General features: G+C 42.0%; 10 protein-coding genes. All 10 read right to left on the bottom strand.

The window, feature by feature from the left end; translation table 11 throughout:
- Positions 1-123: 123 nt before the first annotated feature.
- The 10 genes from QZL88_RS09620 to QZL88_RS09575 all read right to left on the bottom strand — a co-directional run bounded on the left by QZL88_RS09620 (position 124) and on the right by QZL88_RS09575 (position 22,037).
- A complete protein-coding gene (locus QZL88_RS09620; protein ID WP_296940559.1) occupies positions 124-2,343 on the bottom strand; it encodes a S9 family peptidase in 2,220 nt (739 codons plus the stop codon).
- A gap of 470 nt (positions 2,344-2,813) precedes the next feature.
- Positions 2,814-5,249, bottom strand: a complete 2,436-nt coding sequence (locus QZL88_RS09615; protein ID WP_296940557.1) for a glycoside hydrolase family 127 protein — start codon at positions 5,247-5,249, stop codon at positions 2,814-2,816.
- 21 nt (positions 5,250-5,270) lie between these two features.
- On the bottom strand, positions 5,271-7,355 hold the full coding sequence (locus QZL88_RS09610) for a family 43 glycosylhydrolase (RefSeq protein ID WP_296940549.1): 2,085 nt from the start codon (positions 7,353-7,355) through the stop codon (positions 5,271-5,273).
- A gap of 4 nt (positions 7,356-7,359) precedes the next feature.
- Entirely contained in the window at positions 7,360-10,092 is a 2,733-nt protein-coding gene (locus QZL88_RS09605; RefSeq protein ID WP_296940539.1) for a glycoside hydrolase family 97 catalytic domain-containing protein, read from the bottom strand.
- A gap of 70 nt (positions 10,093-10,162) precedes the next feature.
- Positions 10,163-12,634 (bottom strand): glycoside hydrolase family 127 protein, encoded by a 2,472-nt coding sequence (locus QZL88_RS09600; RefSeq protein WP_296940536.1) that lies wholly within the window; start codon positions 12,632-12,634, stop codon positions 10,163-10,165.
- A gap of 29 nt (positions 12,635-12,663) precedes the next feature.
- On the bottom strand, positions 12,664-14,073 hold the full coding sequence (locus QZL88_RS09595; protein WP_296940534.1) for a DUF6055 domain-containing protein: 1,410 nt from the start codon (positions 14,071-14,073) through the stop codon (positions 12,664-12,666).
- A gap of 89 nt (positions 14,074-14,162) precedes the next feature.
- Positions 14,163-15,857 (bottom strand): RagB/SusD family nutrient uptake outer membrane protein, encoded by a 1,695-nt coding sequence (locus tag QZL88_RS09590; RefSeq protein ID WP_296940533.1) that lies wholly within the window; start codon positions 15,855-15,857, stop codon positions 14,163-14,165.
- A gap of 26 nt (positions 15,858-15,883) precedes the next feature.
- Complete coding sequence (locus QZL88_RS09585; protein WP_296940531.1) at positions 15,884-19,045, bottom strand: TonB-dependent receptor; 3,162 nt, start codon at positions 19,043-19,045, stop codon at positions 15,884-15,886.
- 55 nt (positions 19,046-19,100) lie between these two features.
- Positions 19,101-20,759 carry a DUF1735 domain-containing protein gene (locus QZL88_RS09580; RefSeq protein WP_296940528.1) on the bottom strand — a complete coding sequence of 553 codons (1,659 nt, stop codon included), beginning with the start codon at positions 20,757-20,759 and terminating at the stop codon, positions 19,101-19,103.
- Positions 20,760-20,795: 36 nt separating this feature from the next.
- On the bottom strand, positions 20,796-22,037 hold the full coding sequence (locus QZL88_RS09575; protein ID WP_296940526.1) for a glycoside hydrolase family 27 protein: 1,242 nt from the start codon (positions 22,035-22,037) through the stop codon (positions 20,796-20,798).
- Between the last annotated feature and the right edge of the window lie 265 nt (positions 22,038-22,302).

Genomic DNA, 22,302 nt, shown 5'->3' with positions numbered 1-22,302 from the left:
GTGAAATATCCCGTTTTAAGAGTTGGGATTCTTCACTTCGTTCAGAAACAACGTTCGGCAGAGCGAAGCGGAGCCAATGACAGTATAGAGTATCAATTTGATCGTGTCGTTCTGCTTTTGTTTTTATTTATTCCACACTGGAGCTTCAACCCCAAGCAGATGCTTTACAAAAAAGTCGCGGCGCTTACGTTCCCCGTAATCCCCTCCTAAAGTATGTCTTATTCCCGGTAGCATTACAAATTCAAATTCTTTATTCTGCTTTATCAGTTCATCTACCACCTGTAGCGTACTCGATGGGTCTACGTTATTGTCCAGTTCGCCGAGTATCAGCATCAGATTGCCTTGCAGCAATTTAGCATTCACCACATTCGAACATTCTTCGTACTCTTTACCTATAGGATAGCCCATCCATTGTTCGTTCCACCATATTTTATCCATTCTGTTATCGTGGCAACCACAGGCAGCTACACCCACTTTATAAAATTCGGGATGAAATAGCAATGCACCCATCGCATTCTGTCCTCCTGCCGAAGCTCCGTAGATACCGACATGCTCTACATCCATTTCCGGATATTTGGCTGCTGCCGCTTTCATCCATGCGATGCGGTCGGGGAAACCTGCATCTTTCAGGTTTTTCCAACATACATCGTGGAATGCTTTCGAACGGTTAGCAGTGCCCATACCGTCGATCATCACCGTTATAAAGCCCAGTTCGGCCAGTTCGCTGCACCGTTGGCTGATGGCAAACGATTTTGGAACGTGCGAATCGTGCGGACCTGCATAAATATATTCGATCACAGGATATTTCTTATTCGGGTCAAAGTTCGTTGGGCGTATAATTACTCCCCATATATCAGTCTGTCCATCCCGACCTTTTGCCGAGAATACTTCCGGCATACGCCATCCTGCTTCTACAGCTTTAGTTATATCTGGTTGTTGCTGAGGTTTCAATATGACCTTTCCGTCTGTAGCAGAGCGTACGACAAGGGTAGGGGGCAGGTCGACGCGCGAATAATTGTCGACAAAGTAAGAATAATCGGAAGAGAAGGTCACATTGTGATTGGCATTCTCAGGCGTAAGCGGCTGTATCTTGCCATTGTCTATATTTAATGAATAATACTTTTCCAGATACGGGTCTTCCCCTTTATCCATGCCACAGGCTTTGAATATCAGTGTCCGTTTCTTTTCATCTACATTGACAACTGATTTTACAACCCACTCGCCTTTTGTCAATTGTTTCTTCACCATTCCTGTAAAGACATCATAGAGATAGATATGCCGCCAGCCGTCACGTTCGGATATCCATAGCAGTTCTTTTCCGTTTTCGAACCAATGTTGGTACAATGCATTGTAATAAACGAATGTCTGGCTTTTTTCATCTACAACAGGACGCACTTTCCCTGTCGAGATATCTCCTGCATAAATAACATACTCTTGATGCCCGCGCTTATTGAAATTGAATGTAAAGTAGCGACTCTCTTTATCCCATTTTATATCGTCCAGACTGAATTGCGCTTCCACATCAGGGACTTTAAATTCAATGGCTTTTCCTTCATCTATAACAAAGGCTACAGGGCGTCTGATTGGCAGTGCATCACCGGGTTTCGGATAATCATATTCTTCCGTTTTTGGTTGTAGCTGATCTTTGGGAGAAGACTCGATAAGTAATAATTTACGTGTTTCGGCAGGACGGTATTTGCAGCATACTATCTTTTTTGAGTCGGGCGACCAATAGATGTTGGATGAATAGTATTCAGAAACAGAGCCGTCGATACTTATTTTCTTATTCTCTTTTGTAGTCAAATCTGTCACCCAGAGATTACCTTCCGAAATGTAAGCCTCTCTCTTTCCGTCAGGTGATTTCACCTTATCTTTCCTGTCTTCTTTAAAGACTCCGCCCCAATAATAATCATTGCGGGGAGTCTGGTCTTTATCTTTGGAGATGGTGTAGTCGGCCAACAGACAGTTATATTTGGTTTCATCTATAGAGAAGTAGATAGAATCCATATTCTTACTGTATTGTAATGTCTTGAACGGTAGCTTATACGGATCAGTTTCCTTATTGATTACTTTGGCTAAAGCTGTAGCCAGCTTCTGCTTATCGAAGGCCGGACTTACCTCTTTTTTATCTGCATTTATCAGAAAGAATTCACTCCCTTTCGGCGTTCGCGTTAGATACCAAAAGCTGTGAGACTCATTTATAGGCTTAATATCCGACAAGCCGTAATAGAACTTGTTAGCATATTTATCCCGGAACCTGTCAGCTTGTTTGTACAGGCTGTCGATAGTTTGCCCGTAGGCAAAAGAAGAAATAAGTAAAGCAAAAAAAAGTAATTTTCTCATTGTATATTTATTTACATATATTAACGATATATAGTTAAAAAGTAACAGAAGTAACAGGAATATCAGTGAACAGTTAGCAGTCATCAGTTAACAGTGCTGTGTCTTGTCATGCTGAGCAGAGCGAGGCATCCCGTTTATTAAAAACTCTGTGTTATTCTTTTTGCTCTGTGGTAAAAAAGTGACAAAGGTAACACCTTTTGTATTCTGTGTAGATCATCTCTACTATTTCAAAACTTGACAAACCTGACACTTTTTCCAAGTTTTTTTTACTGCCACTTTTCTTTTGTTACTTTTCCATTTTTTAAATTATTAAACATTGAATCTTTAAATCCTTCCCATTTCTTCAAAGAGCTATAAGCTAAAGGCTAATAGCTTACCATATAGATAAACTTTTATCAAAAAACAAAAGGATATGCGTACTAAAACTTTACAAATCGTTTCTGCATATCCTCTATCATAATCTACATGTGCTATTTCACTTCAAACTCATATACTCCTACCGATTCTTGCACAGGTAGCTGAAACAATAAGCGAACACTTTGACTTGTAACAGGTTCAAATTCGATTGCATTCAAGGCATTCTTTTCCGGTTTAGCCGGAGTTTTGGCTTTTACATCCACCCATTCACCCTTATCATCCTTGTATTGTACACCCCACGACAAAGGGATACGGCAGCCTCCCCAAGGCCCATCATCGTACCAGAATACCGACGCAGTAGAAAATGTTTCAGGCTTGTCGAAATCGTAAACAATCCATTCCTGCGAATTATTTTTCGGCCACAAGGTAAAGAACGGTACATGCCTGTCATTCGAATCTTTTGGCCAGTAACCGTCGTTTACACTGCTCATCGATTTGTTAGGAGACGAGGATGATACTTTCGCATTCGTACAGAAAGTAGGAGGTGGCAATGGGCGTGTCGATTCTACAGTACGCGGAATCCATACAGCCATTTCGCCCGCTCCGCGGTTCGACCATGCATAATACGGTATTGCAGTCAGTTGTTTATCCTCTACCAGCACATTATTGTCCTTGTCTCTCGATGCACTTTTGGCATTTGCTTCCAGTTGCAGGATACCACTCAATTTGTCGGACAAGAAGGTTTCGGAGAATGTTACATTGTCCTCGAGTACGGCGTTCAGCACACGGTCTTTATTGTCTACCCATTCCAGGCAATATACAATAGGGCCACGCTCAATAGCTACTTTTCCCTTGTCGTCTTCCACCTTTTCGTTTGCAACGTCTTTATGAACATCCATAGGGAACGATACATCTATTTTATCTCCCTTTTTCCATTTCTGAGAAAGGGTTACATAACCATTACTCCCTATTGTATAATCTACATCCTTGCCATTTACTTTTATCTTTACAGTTTCCTTTTTCGGATTAAGGTAAGTATAAAGATCACTTGGTACAGGTTTATTCAATGCCCATCCCGGTATTCTTACCAGTACATCGAATTTTTCCGATTTGGCAGGGTCTACATTGATAATAACATTTCCATCCCACGGATAGCCTGTTTTCTGTGACAGATTGATTTTATTCTTACCCAATTCTATTTCACCTTCGCTTTCTACAAAAAGGCTCACATATATCTTATCATCTTTCTTAGCATATACATATCCTGGTATCGACGGCATAAAGCGGCATACATTGCTCGGACAGCATGCACAGCCGAACCATTCGCTGCGTCCGTGTTGCCCCACCGACTCCAGCGGGTTAGGATAGAAGAATCGGTTACCATCAAGGTTTATACCCGAAATCAAACCATTATATAAAGTACGTTCCAGTACATCATAATATTTCGAATCGCCGTGAAGCAGGAATAATCTGTGATTCCAGTACACATTGGCGATAGCAGCACAAGTTTCGCAATAAGCCGACATATTCGGTAGTTCATAATTCTTGCCGAAAGCCTCGCCATGCCCTGTCGCCCCTATACCTCCTGTGATATACAGTTTTTTAGTAACCACATTGTCCCAAATTTTGTCTATGGCATGCAGATAGGCTTCGTTTCCTGTCAGAGCAGCCACATCAGCCATCCCCGAGTACATATAGGCAGCACGCACGGCATGCCCTACGGCTTCATCCTGTTCGATAACAGGCTTGTGTGTCTGGCTGTACTCACCGCTGTGTCCGTGTCCTTTCAGGTCGAGGAAATATTTGGCAAGGTCGAGATATTCTTTTTTACCTGTCACACGGTACATCTTTGCCAGTCCCATTTCTACGATCTGGTGTCCGGGTTCGTAAGCCAGTTTACCCGGCCCGAAGTCTTTTACCAACAGGTCGGCATTCTTGATAGCCACATCGAGCAATGTGCGTTTTCCTGTCGCCTGATAATGAGCGACTGCCGCTTCGTAAAGGTGTCCGCAATTGTATAGTTCATGGCTGAGGTCGGGATCTTTCTCCCAACGTTTTTCACCTACCCATTCGTGCAGTTTTCCCGGTTCTCCCGCTGTGCGTGCTGTATATAGATATCCGTCAGGCTCCTGTGCCTTTTGTATATAATAAATCAATGTATCCATGCGAGCTTCCAGTTCCTTATTCGGGAACATCTGAATGGAATAGGCCGCACCTTCGATGATCTTATAAATATCGGTATCGTCGAAAGTAAGTTGAGTCGCAAAATAGCCCGGTATCAGTTTTCCTGCTTTCTTGAAGTTATCCACCCGTCCTGTATTGTAACAATGGCCGAGAGCAATAGGTATTGTCACATCCTGATTGATACGGATACGCGGTGCCCAGAACTTATCCGAGAATTTAACTGAAGTAAAGGCTACCGGCTGGATAGGGTAGTCCTTATTGTCTCCTTTCTGCTCATGTACATGGTTGTGTCCGGGATGGTTGCATCCCCAGCCTGTTAGCCAGTAGCAGGTGAGTAAAAGAACGACTAAACTTAATTTTTTCATAGCTATATCTGTTTTGTTATATTATTTTCCTTGATTATAAAGTTCCGATATTTCATTCTGTGTCAATGGTGTATCATAGAATCTGAGAGAGTTGAGGTATCCGGTGAAACGATGTTCTCCATCAAATTTAGTACCTAAAGTAATTTTTTCGCTTTTTCCTACACGCAGAAAAATATCCTTTTCTTTTACAAATATACCGTTAATATATATTTTTTCCTTATATCCATCGAAGGTAACAACTATATGTTTCCAGTCCCCGTCGGTTCTAATATCTTTGATTCCCATATCTTCGTACCAGCCGTGATGCATGGTGATTCCGCTGCGGGGACTGCTTCCATACCCGAAGATTATTTTCTCCAGTTCGCCATACGATTCGTTGATATCGAGTATACATTCGTTTTCTTTCGGGTTTTCGGATGCTATCCATGCTGAAATGCTGTAAGGTGCATTGCCTGTCATAGTTTCGGGCAATCCGAAATCAGACCTGAATTGCTGGTATCCATTGAAAGCAAATGCTGCTTTATTCTTATAGCTTTCGACAGGAATGGCCATTGAGAAAGCGTCGAATCCTTCTTTCCTATTTTGCTCATTTAATATTCTGGTAACGAGAGAACCTGTAGGATAACTTTTGGCATTGATTTCGAAGAGCAATCCTTGCCTTTTCGGAGTAGCGGTCTTTGCCTGCTTATCGAAAGGTTGGCTGTTGACAGGGAATGGGTCTTCTCCTGCTGAAAATACCTTGATATTCCATACGGCAGGGAATAGCCCGTTTTTCTCATTTCCTGTAACTGTTAATCGGATATATCTTGCTTTTATATCATTGCGATTTATCATCGGACTTCCGGCAAGTATATTATTGCGCTTGTCAGAAAAAACCGTCCAGTTCTTACCATCCACAGATGTCTCATAAAGATACTGATAGAATGAAGTAGCATGTTCGAATTGCGTCCAGATACGTTTTATATTCTGTACTTTGCCTAAATCCAATTCTATCCATTCATCATTGTAACAGCTCTTGGCTCTCCATAATGTGGCGTTGTTATCATCTATAGCATATTCAGGTTTGAAATTTTCATCATAGTGAGATGATGCTTTTACTTTTGCTCCGAACGCTATATTCTTATACGGATTAGAATTTTTCTGTAAGAACCCGATCCCCTTATGTCCGGCATTTACTTTCAATATCCGTCCGTCTTTATCGAATTCCAGTTTATCGGCTGCCACCTGCCTGAAAAAGCCCCGGGTCGATTGTGGAATATTGTGCCTGTGATAAACGATATAATAATCGTCACCCTCCTTCAATATACTGTGATGCCCCGGCCCGTGAATAGTGCTGTCGGCACTTGTAGCCAGTATAGGGTTGTTGTCTGCAAATTCGAAAGGACCCATCGGGCCTGTTTTGCTGGTCGCATATTGCACGCGGTAAGTATGGTCGTGGCAAGAGCCCGATGAATAAGTCAGGTAATAAATGCCATTACGTTTGAATACATACGGCGCTTCGAAAAAATCGGTGGCCTGTGTGTTCGGTATCAGTGTGGTATCAACAAGGCTTTTCATATCAGCGCTCAGTTTGCCGACACCACAACCGTGGTCTTTATAAATGCCCCATGTACCCCAATAGAGGTAAGTAGAACCGTCATCGTCGATAAAGCTTTGTGCATCGAGGGTAATGGACATTTTCACATAACGGTCGGGTATAAGCACTGCTTCATCCGGGCCGAGTATATTAGTCCACGGGCCTGTCGGATTGTCCGATACTCCACAGAATATTTTACAAGCTTGACTGTAATAGTGGTAATATCGGCCATCGGTTCCCTGCATCACATCCGGCGCCCATATCTGATTGGCTGTCGGCCAGTTCATCGGTTCTATTGTCCAATTCACAAAATCCTTCGATTTCCATACCTGTGCTGGACCTACACCCAAGCCTGTACCATCTGTCGTGGTATAAATATAATATGTATCTCCGAATTTTCGAACGGTAGGGTCGGCGAAATAGCTCGGAATAATCGGGTTTCCCGCGCCGGGGGTATTATATTTTATCTCCTGTCCGTGTAATGTATCGAAAAGCAGTATAAATAATATGAGATATATACTTTTCTTCATGTCGTTATTGATTAGTTCTGTTATCAGGACATAAGTCCAGCTCTATTTCAGGGAAATATTGTAACAGCAGATTGTACATATCAGGGTCGTATTCTTTGAGTTTCACTCTTGTATTGATAGCATTATGAACGCCATTCGGTTCGGCAGAATATTTGTTGCAGTCGAAGAATGATTGTACTGTTTCTGCAAAATACTCTTCTTTGTTACTGATGGCATACGTCCCTTTCCATAAGCCTTTTTCGATAGCTTTCAAACGTAAGGCTTCCAGTTCGTTGTCGAAATCCGGATTAACTCCCAGAATACCGACCATATGGATAATATGTGCAAATTCGTGTACAAGTATACTTTCCCCTTTATATCTGTCGCCCGGCAGGCAAATTACATTTTCTTCGCCGCAACTGGCACTGAAATCGTGTTCGGGTGCACCGCCAAAACCGCGCGCTCGCTTGTTCCAGTATGCTGTATTTTCGGGAGTGTCGCAGATATGCTTATATTCAGGAAGCTCGCATACTTCTTCTTTCTCCCCGATTATCATTACTTTACAGCCTTTGGTTATCATCGCTTTCTTTACATCTTCCCGCTTAGATAATACTTGCGAGATTACTTTTGCGGCTCTATTGAGTGCCACGTCATTTACCTTATCCGATGATACTATGGGAATCCCATCCGCATCCACATATTTTTTATAGAATGCATCGAGACCTAAGGTTGGCGGAACAGCCGTAGGTTTTACATTAAAGTCTGTCTCTTCTTCGAGACTTATAGCAAAACCTCCGCCTGAAGCCAAATGCAACATAAGTTGGGTGTTTGTATCTAAATTTGCATTTTTATGTATATAATCGGCCGCTTGTTTCTCCGCGTTTGCTCCGTCTTTATAGATTATTGCTTTATATTTTTTTCCTTCTTTCAGGAAAGACAAATCGATCTGTAAATCTCTTGCAGTCCAGTTGGTAAGTCCTCCGATGTACCAATTGTTACCTTTTCTGCGGGCTGTAACGATGTATTCTCCTATTTCGCCGGATAATATTTTTGTTTCATCTACATTTACAGGCATGGATGAAATAAAGTGCGTGTATTCCTCTTCTTTTTCGTAAAGGGTGGGAGAGTCGCACAACATTGTTAGTGGAGAGTCGTAAACGATATAGGTGGCTAACTGATGGCAGCGAGTTCCTTGACTCATCGGATTGTAATAGATCGGCTGAAAGTCTTTTTTTGACGCATTGCGCATAGCTCCCGACGTAAAGTCGACAGGACCTGCCATCATACGAATAAAAGGGAAGGTAACGTCATATAGGGGCATGTCTTTTTCCAACGTACTCCATTTCGCTTCTTCCATCCCGAATACTCCCTCGAAATTAATAATGTTAGGATATGTTCTGTTTATACCCGTCGGCTTATAATATCCATGCAAGTCCAAAATCAATTTGTGACGTGCGGCTGCTTCAGCTATGCGATAAGTCATCTCCACTGCTTTCTGATCGTCGCGGTCAAGAAAATCTATTTTGAAACCTTTGATTCCCAGTTCGGAATAATGTTTACAAGCTTCTTCCAATTGTGTATCGAGAACATTGAAGACAGTCCACAATATAATCCCTACATTTTTATTTTTTGCATAAGATACAAGTTCAGGGAGGTCTATTTCAGGTATCGTTGTCATCATATCCCCCTTTTTGGGGTCGTACCATCCCTCATCGAGTATTATATATTGAAGTCCGAATTTTGAGGCGAAATTTATATAATGTTTATATGTCTCCATATTGATTCCCGCCTTAAAATCTACATTGTAGAGTCCCCAGTCGTTCCACCATTCCCATGCCGATTTTCCGGGTTTTACCCATGAATAATCACCCGTTCTGTTTGGGGAGGCCAAGGCATATACCAGATTGTTGAGAGGCATGTCTATGTCTTTTTCTGTAATAGCTAATATTCGCCAAGGATAGCTTCTGTTTCCTTTCGTTTTAGCGATAACAGAACTTCGTTCGGTGATATATTCCTGATGCCTCCACGCGTTATAATCTACGCTTTTAGGATATGGAGCGAATATGCCTTTGAGGCTATTTTCTCCTTTTGACGAATGGATAAACATTCCCGGATATGTCTCCAGATCAGATTCTAATATTGTCAGTTTCTTGCTGTTTCCCAGATCTATTGTTGCAGGTAGGAATACCAAACTGGTATCGGCTGCGGATAATGTTTTTACTTCGTATGTATTTTGAAAAGCCATCGCGAACGGCTCTTTCTTATTTGTAGTATGGGCGAGATAAGTTTTGTAATCTTTATCGAAATTAAATTCTGCAATCTCGTTCTGTATTTCTATTTCTTTATTTTGTGTTGTGTAGAAACGATAGGCTACCCCTTCGTTATAGATGCGGAATATGATGCCGTATTCTCCTTTAAATTTGAGGTTGATCTCTCTATAGTCAACAGAAAATGATTGAGTGCGATAAAAAGGTGATGTTATATTTTCATGAAATACCTTTTCTTTCTTCGATAAGAGTTTAGGCTCATTTCCCAATATATTATTCTCGGAAAGGATAAGCGCGATTTTAGAATCATCCAAAACTTTTTGTCCCATATGCCATATGGAGTAACTAACGTCTTTATCTAAAGAGATATTTAGTTCTATCTTGTTATCAGGGGATTTCGCTGTAATCTTTTTATTCCCTAATACATTTTCCGATTTTGTCAAAATAAGGATAAGACAGAAAAGTAAAATATAAATCCTATTTATTCTCATATTATCTGTTTTTATTTAATATCAACAGTGCTTGGAATTCCTATTCTCAAAGCACTGTTGAACATTTAGTTTAGTAAACCTTCCATTCTATAACTCCGCCTGAATAACCTCTGCGGCCAACATCTACGACCTGAGGGCCGTTTTCGTCAGATGCTTTTTCTGCCTTAGGTCTTTGTAGTTGTACTACCATTTTCAGTTCGGTTGTAGTTACCGGATCGAATGTTACTTTATTGTATTTATCCAGTTCTGTACCGTATGAAGATGCATTTTTTACTTCTTTCCACGAATTGCCATCTTTGTATAATAGCTTCCACGATTCGGGTGCTTTGTAGATTACATCGTAGTGCTCGAATGCCAGCCAGTAAACTTCGCAACTGGATATCTTTTCCGGTGTTTTGAATTTATATCCGATAGATTCTTCGGTTCCCGCCTTTAGCCACCAATAATGATATGGTGTATTGATGTCTGCCGAAGATTTTGGTTCGAACTGGTCGTTGAAGCCCCATCCGTCCACCGGCCAAGCCTGAGACGCAAGGGTTGGTTCTGGTTTCGGAATAGCATATTCTGAAGTTTCGGGAGTCCATACCACAAGTTGGCCTTGTCCGCGATTGTTCCATGTGCTATAAGGAATGGCTTTGAATGTAAACGGTTTCTCTACAGTTTTGCCATTTACAGAATCCGTTTCTACCGAATAGGCGTTTCCTTCCAGTACCATTACTCCGTTCAGCAGGCTCTTTTCGAAATGTGATTCTATTTTCGAATCGCGTGGAATCACCACATCAAATAAATAATCTTTCTTTTGGTCTATACTTTCCAGGGCATAAACAATAGGGCCACGCTCCATAGATAAAAGGCCTTCGTCATATTTCACTTCTTTATGTGCCTGTACTCTTCTCACTGGCATATCCATGTGTACCGAGATTTTATCTCCGGCCTTCCATTCACGCTCTACAACGGCATATCCACCTCTGATTTTCTTTTTAGCATCTTGTCCGTTTACCAATATCTTTACATCAGGAGTTGCTCCGTCTACATAATGATATAAGTCGGAAGGTACAGGTTTGTTTTTTGCCCAGCCGGGAATACGGATAAGCACAGCAAACTTTTCAGATACTGAAGGCACAACTTCTATACTTACATCCCCGTCCCACGGATATTTAGTCTTTTGAACCAATTCTACTTCGTTGTTATCAAGTTTTACTTTAGAATTTCCTTCAACAAATAAGTTTACATAGATATCTTTTTTGTTTACAGCATATGCATATCCCGGAACGGAAGCCATAAAGCGGGTAACATTTCCCGGGCAGCATGCGCAACCGAACCATGGTGCACGTTCGAAACCACCATCCGACGCCAGCGGGTTTCCATAGAAGAATTTATCCCCGCTCAGGGAAACTCCGGCTATAAGCCCGTTGTAAAGTGCTCTCTCCAGCACATCTACGTATTTGGATTCTCCTGTGGCAAGGAACATGCGCTGATTCCAGTAAACATTGGCTATAGATGCACACGTTTCGCAATAGTTATTAAAATTGTTCAGCTCATAGTTTGGTCCGAAGCCTTCACCTTGTGCCCGAGAACCAATACCGCCGATGATATATAGCTTTTTGCTTGCCATATTATCCCATACACGGTCTACAGCTTCGAAAAGATTGTGGTCGTGCTGCATAGATGCTACATCGGTAACTCCCGAATAGAGATAACCTGCACGAACGGCATGTCCTACTATTTCGTCTTGCTTGAGTATCGGCATGTGGTCTTGGCTGTAAGGACTGAGCCTGTGCCCGTCGGTACCACGTCCGGTTTCGTCAACAAAGTAACGAGCCATATCCAGATACTTCTTATCGTTGGTTACATTGTATAGTTTTACTAATGCCATTTCTACGATCGGATGGCCGGATGGCACATGTTTCTGCCCTTCGTTGGGGCCGAACACCTGGCACACGAGGTTGGCATTTTTGATCGCTACATCCAGTAATGTCCTCTTTTGTGTAGCCTGATAATGAGCAACGGCTGCTTCATAGAGATGGCCACTGTTATATAATTCGTGACTGTTTATTTTCTCCCAGCGCGAGCTGCCCCACCAGCCCGAAAGACGCGTACATTTATTCGTGACGCAGGTCGTAAGATAGCCGTCCGGTTCCTGTGCTGCTGCAATCAAGGTGATTACACTATCGAGGTATGCATCGAGTTTAGGGTCGTATTTTACAGCGAGAGAATAAGATGCTCCTTCTATAATTTTGTAAGGGTCAGTGTCGTCGAAAGAGAAATCTCCCTTATGTTCGCCTTTGATTAATCCCCCTGCCAGCGCAAAATTATCGAACCTTCCATTGATCTCGCATTGGTGAAAAGCAGATGGAATGGATACAGTCCTGTTGATTTCCATTCGTGGTAACCAAAATTCGTCCGTAAAGTGAACATCAGTGAACGGGACTTCTTTAATTTCGCCCAGTTTTACTCCTGAAGGTTCCTCCTGAAGAGTATTACATCCACTCGTTATTAGAATGGCTGTACATAATAAAAAATTCTTTATTTTCCTTATCATTATTTTACCTTTTACTAATCAATTAATTATTATTTCTGTACAGAACTATGAAGAGTGGTTCCTGTCAGTTTTATTTGATATGGCCATTGCTCATCATTTCCTGTATTCTCATCCCATATATGCTCCCAGTGTTGAGTAGGGGCTCCCGTTACAACTAACCATAAGTGAGTTGTTTTTTCCGGAACTATAAATTTAGCTTGTCCTGTTGCTTTGGAGTATACATCTCCATAAACGCGTTCTCCATTTTCTTTCAATGCAACAAATCCATATCTCCAACCCGCCTTATCTTTATTTACATCTCTGAACCCGGAAGCTCCGGCGACACCCTTAAAGTCCAAAACAACTTCTGTGCCTGCGGTTGGTACTTCGAGCTGAACACCGTTGTATCCATAGTTTTGCGGACATCTTTTTTCGGCGATCTGATACCAGCCGTTCCCTACAGAGGTGAAAGCTGATGTATGTTTATTTATATAAGCAGCAGAGGCTTCCTTTACCCGTTCCATATCCCAGGTTATAAATTTGCGTCCGGCATCGAGTATCTCGTCATTAAATTTCTCTTGATCGATTTCTGTTAAGCGCTTATAGGTCATTACAGGGTCTTCTCCCTGCTTCGATTCGCGCCATAGCTTCCCTATGAAGTCGACTCCGTGCTTATCTGCCCAATATTCGAGAACAAACGGCGAACAATATCGGTTGTCTTCGTGCAGGAATGCTTTGTGTGTATTGGTCATGAATGTTTCAAGATGGTAGTTCTCAAATGTTATCCAGTCTGGGTAATATTGCCATAACATATACTGTGAAGTCATTTCAAAGATAGCCTGGCCTCTGCTTCCAGCAGGACTGCTCGAATATCCCCATCCTCCATCAACTGATACCATATACTGGAATGCATGCCCCATTTCGTGCGCCATGGCGCCGTAAGGTTTGGTTTTTACTCTGCCCGGTGATAACCACATAACTCCGATTTTATTGTCGGCACCTCCTCCATATACTGTTCCATCTTCATTATAGTAGATATATAATGTCATTTTGTATTTGTCGGTGAGAGATTTCCCTTTCTCTACAAATTTTAATTTATCGCGAAAGAATATAAACATTTTGTCGCTTTCTTCCATCATATCTTTGAGCGGAAAGCGGAATTTCGTATCACTAGTAGAAGATGGGTCATTTCCGAAGCCCTTTTCCCAAAAAGCAACCAGATTAGGCGTTTTACTCATCCTGTGAATACTGAATTGGCTGCTTTCACTCTGATAATTGTTGTTTTCAGCCACATTCCATACTGAAGAAGGGTAATAAATCTCCTTTGAGTCATCTGGATCCGGATCTTCTTTGCCTCCCGGATCGGGGGCCTCTATCTCGGGAGTATTAGAGTCTCCGCAAGCCGACAGGGGCATTAGTGGGGTTAGAAGAAGAATGATCAATAGTTCCTTGATTTTCATATTTTCTTTTTATTTGTTTCAATAAATAAAGAGTTGTTGTTTAATGCAGATTCGGGTATATTTTAGGATACCCGGATCTGCAAGTTATTTTATTCATAAGGCTGGGCATCCAGCTGCGGAGCTTTTCTCAACTCATCGCGTGGGATAGGCATCCAGTAATTTTTCGGTGCATAGAATTTACGGGTTTCTATTGGTTCAGCTTTCACTTCATAAGTTTTGGAACCATCTTTATACATCTTTATACTTATTCCCTGAATAGGTTCTTTGTAAACATCTTCGGCTTTTTTCCATCTGCGTATATCAAACCAGCGTTGCCCTTCGAATACGAGTTCTATCTGACGCTCATATTCATACTCTGCACGTATATTAGTTCCTTTTGCTGCCGGTTGTAGGGCACGTTCTCTTACATAATTGATGTATTTCAGTGCTTCTGCATTATTACCCAATTCTATTTCACATTCGGCATAATTCAGGTATACTTCAGCCAAACGCATGTATATCCAAGGAGTTGTATTTGCTGTTGTACCGTATGCATCGAAGCTGGGATCAAGGAATTTCTTAAGTTGGTAGCCTGTTTGTGTGCCATTCCACCAGCTTGGACCTTCGCGGCTGTCTTTGCCTGCTGTGACATCCGATTCTCCTGCTACGAAAAACTCTACTGTACGGTTTTCATCGCCGAAACCCCATTTGTCACCGTCCACGAATATAGTAGCAGAGAGGCGTATATCCCTGTTTGTCCATGGATTTACGTTCGAGGCTCCCGGTGTGTATGCACTGCCATCCTTCTTCTGGAATTTGGATACCAGGTTGTGAGTTGGCTGCAATGTTCCCCAACCGCCAAATCCATTTCCGGTTCCACATGGAGCCTGATGCAGGAATGTGCTGTTGTTTCCGGCTACCCATTTCGAATCGAACTGTTTGACAAGGATTACTTCCGGATTCTTTGCATCAAAGAATAGTGCGGCATATTCATCAGCGTTAGAAACAGTACTCAAAGAATATATATTCAGGTCTATCACGTCTTTGTTTGCTTTAGCTGCCCTTTCCCATTTTTCTCTTGTAGGATAGTTGGGGTCGTACAGCGGGCTGGCTGCGAACATAAGTGTGCGTCCTTTCAGAGCAAGAGCAGCTCCTTTCGTAGCCCTGCCATAATCGTTGGCGTCGGCGTATTTTTCGGGGAGAAGTGCGGCTGCTTCGTCGCAATCGGCAGCAATGAAGTCGGCAACATCTTCTACCGAGGCTCTTGTTTCAGTGTATTCTTCTGTATCGAGACTATGTACTTGCTTGATGATAGGAATGCGTCCAAACATGCTATACAGCTGATGGTAGAAGTATGCCCTGAGGAAATAGCCTTGTCCTTTCAGTTGGTCTTTCCACTTGTCATCTCCGTTATTAGGAGCAGGAACTGCATCTATATTCTGTAAAAACAGGTTTACTTCTTTGATAGATCTGTAGTAATAATGCCAAGGATTCCACATATCCTGCTCCCATCCGAAGCTGGAATTATCGTTGGACAAATAACCCTGACGTACGTTTTCTGTTCCGTAAGTATGCATTTGATAAATCTCGTCGGTTAAGCTGGCAAAGCGGGAACCTTTCTCCGCTTCGGCTTTCATCCTTGTATAAGAAGAGTTCAGATAGGACTCGGCCAGCGCCAGGTCGTTCCATACAGCTGCATCCGTAAACGAATCTACAGGATCTACATCCAGAATATCACATGATGTAGTACCGAAGCAGGTGATAACTGCAGCTAGTCCGTATATTATATATTTCTTCATTTTCATAGTGATAATGATTTAGTTTTTTAGAATTAGAAAGTAACATTCAAGCCTGTAGTAATCGTACGTTGCAGAGGGTAAGCTGTGATACCGTTAGCCTGATAATTAGTTGCATTTACGGAAATTTCCGGGTCGAATATTTTGATCTTATCGATTGTGAATAAGTTGTTTCCGTTTACATATATCCTTACATTTTCAAGGCCGATTTTCCGTATTATATTTTTAGGGATAGAATAGCCCAATTCAACTGATTTCAGACGTAGGAAGGCAGCATCGCGTAACCACCAGGTAGAAGACTTTCCATTGAAATCATCACCATAGGTCTGCTTGATAAATGCCCGTGGCCATTTGGCCTGAGCGTTTTGTTCGGCAGTATTCGATTCTATCCATCTTCCTTCGTAGAAGTCTGTCATCATATTCATTGTAGGCTGTACCAGTATCTTGGCTTTGGCTTGTCCCTGGAAGAAGATATTCAGATCCAGTCCCTTCCAGCTGCCATTCAGCGTAAATCCATATATGATCTTCGGTGTAGCGGATTCATTCAGGCGAATAGCATCATCCCAGGTGATTTCACCATCATCGTTCGTGTCGCGATATATAAGGTCACCGGGTTTTGCATCTTTAATATGGGGCGTATTATCTATTTCTTCCTGTGTCTGGTATATACCTATGGCATCATAGAGAACAAGACCGTCTATCGGGTGACCTGTCCACTTTTGCCAGGCCGGGGTGGAAGCTGCTTCGTCAACATATTTCACTTTGTTTTCGGCATAAGTAAAGTTGCCTGTTACATCCCATGTAAAGTCTCCCGAAGAACCTTTATATCCGGCAACGAGTTCAATACCATGATTGTTAACCTTCCCGATATTTTCGGCAGGAAGTACTAGTCCTGCGTATGAAGGGATGGATGCATTACGTGTACGTAAAATATCACTTCTGCGAGATGAGAAATAATCGAAGTCCAAATTGAATTTGCCATTCAGGAACTGGGCAGAAAAACCGACATTCGTAGTTTTGGCTGTTTCCCATGTTATATCAGGATTTTTAGTCAGTGCTTCGAATAATCCCTTATATACATTATCACCAAACATAACGCCGCCCGCTTTGTGCTCTACTGCATCGTCGGATGCAATGAATTTGTAGCGCGAAAGGAATTGGAATGCGCCTACATTGTCATTTCCCATCATACCCCATGAACCCTTTAGCTTAAGGAAGTTTACAGTAGATTTGATAGGTTCGAAGAAACTTTCTTCCGAGATTATCCAGCCTGCCGAAAATGCAGGGAAGAAGCCCCACCGTTTGCCCGGTGCGAAATTCATAGAGCCATCATATCTCATCGTCACTTCTGCCAGATACTTGTCTTTATAACCATAGTTTACACGGCCGAAAAAGTTTTGACGTGCGTCTACACCTGCATATCCGCCATTACTCATGTCCTCGGGATTATCGCTTCCGGCGAATATCTCCATTATTGCTGTCGACAGATAGTTGGTTCTGTAGGCAGAAACATTGTTGTAGTTATATTTAAACTGTTCGTAAGCAGCAAAAGCATCTATCTTGTGGTCTCCGAAAGTATTTTTGTATCCTATACGGGCGTTTATAGTTGTTCTGTCAGAGTTGTCGGCCCACGAATTCAGGGAGATTGCTCCTGTAGCCGATCTCATATTATTGTATTTATCGGTAGCCGGATCGTATTCGAACAGGTCGTAGGGGTGATTTATTGTTTTACCGTTATTGAAAGAATAGTCCAGCGCGGCATAACCCTCTGCATAAAGCCCTTTTGTGATAATGTCCAGATCGATATGCAGTGTAGGTTTAATGTTTAGTATGTTGTATGTGTATTTATTTGTTCCGGGAGCATCTGTCACCATTACAGCCGCGTTGCGTGTCACTCCGTCATATCCTACACGGGGTAATCCGTTAGGATAATATGGGGCAGCCATCGGATTGGTAGTAAGGAAGTAACCGAACAGATAGTCTGTATCATATACCCCGCGTTGACGTGATTCTTTACGTCCGCGTATATCCATACTAAAACGTATCTTACTTGATATTTTTGCATCCAGATTTGTCGTGAACTGGTATTGCCCGTAATCCTGTGCGCTGTTTTTATATATGGCATCCTGCCACATATATTGAGCCGAAGTATAGAAAGATACCTTATCCGAACCTCCGCTGATGGCGATACTGTGTTGTGTCCTGTTAGTCCAGTCTTTAGCTACGGATCCCCACCAATCGGTATTTGCATAATTCATAGGGTCGGAACCGTCCTGTAATTTCTGGAGGGCATCGGATGAATAAGTTTCGGTTAGCCCATGACGGCGGTCATATTCGTTAACATACGTAGCATACTGATATGAATTGAGCATCTCAGGAATACGTGTTGGTTGAGAGAAAGAAACGCTACCGCTATAATTTACTTTTATTTTCCCTTCTTTTCCGCGCTTGGTAGTTACCAGGATAACACCATTTGCCGCACGGGCTCCGTAGATAGCAGCCGAAGCATCTTTCAATACAGATATGGATTCTATATCTTCCGGATTGAGGCGTGCAAATCCACGGTCGGCGATTCCGTCGACGATAATGAGAGGGGATGTATTTCCGGTAGTCCCTTTTCCCCTAATCAGGATACTGGCATTGTCTTCTCCCGGCTCACCGGAACGTACATTGGCGATAACGCCTGCTGTTTTACCGGCAAGTGTGTTAGTAAGGTTCGCTGCTGCGACTTTTACTAAATCGTCGCCTCCAACTTGTGAAACAGAGCCGGTAAGGGTCGCTTTCTTCTGAGATCCGTAACCGACAACAATAACTTCGTCCAGCCCGGTCATATTTTCTTTTAATATTACTGAAAACTGCTTGTTATTGCCTACCACGATTTCTTCAGGAGTGAACCCCACATATGAAATAACGAGTACAGCATTGTCACGGGACAGAGTCAAGGAAAATTTACCGTCTAAGTCTGTCAATGTCCCGTTTGTAGTTCCTTTTTCTGTTACACTAACCCCAATAAGAGGCGTACCGCCTGAATCATGTACCGTTCCGGTTATTGCAGTTCCCTTTTGCAAGATCTCGTCCGGAGAAGAAACATTGTTCTTGGTATTTACCGGATAAGCTGCTACCGGAAGTAAACAAAGGAATAAAGCGTAAGACAAAACTTTACGTGATATTCGATGAAGTTTTAGATGTTTATTCATGTTTTTCATTTTTATATTTTATAGGTTTTTCTTTTCCATATATAAATCATAGCTATTATTTCCTCTTGAAGGAGTAAGTTTCTTTATAAGATTTGGCAAACCAGCTTTCGTAGACATAGCAGTCGATATATACTTCTCCTGTTACGGTATTGAAATACGATTTATTCTCTGTTACCTTATTACTTCCGTCTCCTTCGATTAATTCTAAGAATGTGAATATTTTTATCTTTTTACAATTTGCCATTCCTGTCATATCTTCGCCGGTAACAGAGAATAATACGGCATACCAGTCGCCATCACCGCCAAATCCGTATTGTGCTGTTGCTATTACAGCGTCCCATGCAGCATCCCCTGCCCGTTGGCATTTCGATGCTTCCCAAATGGTATTTCCTACGTTACGGGTTCTTTGATTTACTATGACTTCCCGGTTATATTCTCCTACCAGTGTCTTTGTTACATCCAGATAGATAACCTTTGATCCTGTTACAGCACCCATTTCCAGGTCTTCTTCCTGAATTACCAAAGGCACCAGATAATGTTTGCCGTCGGCCAGTGTCAATTTTGAAATATCTAGTTTGTACGGAATATTTATTGCTTTGTTTCCGGCTTCTATTTTGCCATTTGTTATTTCAACAGAGCCTTCCGGCAGGGTCAGATAGTTTTGATTGTTTTTAGTGTTGAATGCCGAAATAAGAGAGGGGTCGTATGAGAAATTAATAGAGAGATCGCTGCCGATCATCGTATTTATTGTAACATTTACAGAGCCTGAAATGCTGGCGATGCTGGAATATGCTTCTTTAGCCTTTGTAGCACTTGCGTCCGTAATGGAAACTTCAAGGTCTGCAACATTGACAGAATAGTATATAGGACTGTCTTGTTTGATTGCATATTTAGGATCGGAAGAATAAAAATAACATGGTAAAATATACTTATTCTCGTCGGATAAGCCTATTGCATTTATTTTACCTTTGATAGATATACCACCATCCGAAGCAACTATAGCTTTCCCGAAGCTGTAATTGGCCGCAGGCAGAAGGCTGTATTCTCCGCTTTCGAGTAATGGCGCTTTGTCATCGACCTTAACCGAGATTAGGTTTGCATCAATGCCTGTAAAGTTTAGCGCAGCCTCTATTGTTATTTCCTCTTGTGCTTCGCTTCCTTTTGCAAAATATAGATTTACAGGTGATTCAGGAATGTTGGGTGTGACAGTTGAAGCAAGCATGTTAATATGAAGCAGAACTGTGTTTTTATTCTCATTTGCATCCACTCCGTCTTTTTCGTCTGTAATACCTTTTATGGGTAAAACATATTTCGACGCAGCATCAATGGAGCCGGCCGCTTCATATAGCTTTTTAGAATAAATGGTGACGTCGAAGTTTGCATTTTTCGATTTTACTTCAAACTTTGCATTTGCTGGCATTGTGTAACAATCGGAAGGAAGTAGTTTATAATCCGTATTATTTTCCTGATTGTATTTGCTCAGTGCACTTTCGTCAACTGTCAGATTCATTGTAAGTTCTCTGGATATCCCGTTTACTCTGGCATAAGTCATTTTGTAAGTATCCGATTCGTTCTGGGATATGATTGTTGCATTTGTAAACCCGGAATTTGAAAATGCCGGATTTATGTCAATTGTGGGGATTGGGTTCATGAGGTCACCGCAAGCGCTCATTAAAAGAGCCAAGATGGCAAGGAAATAATGCTTCATCTTCATGTTTTCATAATTTTAAAGTTATACATTGGTATTATATTAGATTTTCCTGAGTCTTAGAAACAGGCTTTCATGAGGTTCCAATACTTTGCTTAATGCGGTATCAGTAGTACCCATATCTTGCTGTGTCCATATATTTTTGATTCTTCTCGGCATGCGTTTCATATACAATGAGCCATTTTCGAGACTTTGGTCATATACAGTATCAAAGTTCCAGTTGTAGTTGAGATCTATCTTAAAATTGTTGCGGTTGATAAATAAGAATGCTACATCACCGTCGGACAGGGCTTTTACTAGTATGTCTATTCCATTCAGCTCTACAAAGCGGAATGCAGATTTTCCCCGCTTATCCTGATTGATTGCGATAGCCTCTTTGTTGAGAAGTATTTCCTTTGTCAGTGCGTCCATATTGCGGATATCATTACCTGCCATCAAGGGGGCAGACATCATACTCCAGATAGCAAAATGTGAACGATATTCATGCTCTGTCTGTCCTCCATTACCGATTTCGAGCATTTCCAGGTCGTTCCAGTGCCCCGGGCCGGAATATTGGGTGATTGTTAGAGCCTTGTCCAGTATTTGCAGGACGCCTACTCCACCCCAGTTGAACTTGCAGTCGTAACAGTCGCGTATATCGGCTGTAATGCGCCATAGATGGCCTATGCCTTTACCCCATTCCCAAGGTTTGTTTTCGCCCCACTCGCATATGCTGAATACGATAGGTCTGCCACACGCCTTTAATGCGTCGCTCATCGTTTTATAGGCGGCTTTAGCATCCTGGCCTTCATTGTAGCACCAGTCGTATTTGAGGTAGTCGACACCCCATCCGGCATATTGGCGTGCGTCCTGAAACTGGTATCCACGGCTGCCCGGCCTTCCCTGGCATGTTTTGCTCCCTGCACAGGAGTATATCCCGAATTTGAGGCCTAAACTGTGGACATAGTCGGCAACCGGTTTCATTCCGTTGGGAAAGTGATCTTTATCTACTATGATATTTCCGTTCTCATCGCGTCCGGTTTGCCAGCAATCGTCGATCACCACATATTCGTAGCCGGCATCTTTCATTCCCGATGAAACAATGGCATCGGCCATCTCTTTAATCAGTCTTTCACTGACGTTGCAACCGAATTTATTCCAGCTGTTCCATCCCATCGGGGGAGTCTGGGCAAGTTTGTCAAATTCAGAAATGACTGATTGGTCTTGTTTCCCGAATTCCTGTTGGGCAAGGGAGAAATTACAAATACCTATAAATAATAAAAAGAATGTGATAATGCTTTTCATACTATAATAAGTTTTAGATTCCGGTAATAATCAAAGAATTGAAGCGGGCAATTCCTCTATTGCAAAAGACGTTAAAATATGTTGAAGGCATATGCAACGAATCTCCAGAACAATGCGAAATTTATCCAAATTAATATTTTAACTATGATGCAATAATTGAGATTAAATTTCAGTAAACCAGTTGTTTGGATATTCATTTGTAGGATTGTGCTATCTTTTTGAAATTTTGTGTTATCGGAAAAAGTGCGATATTTACACTTAAAAC

The organism is uncultured Dysgonomonas sp. (assembly GCF_900079725.1).
Lineage (GTDB): Bacteria > Bacteroidota > Bacteroidia > Bacteroidales > Dysgonomonadaceae > Dysgonomonas.
Note: the sequence above shows the minus strand (reverse complement) of the source record. Positions and strands in the feature narration are given on the sequence as shown.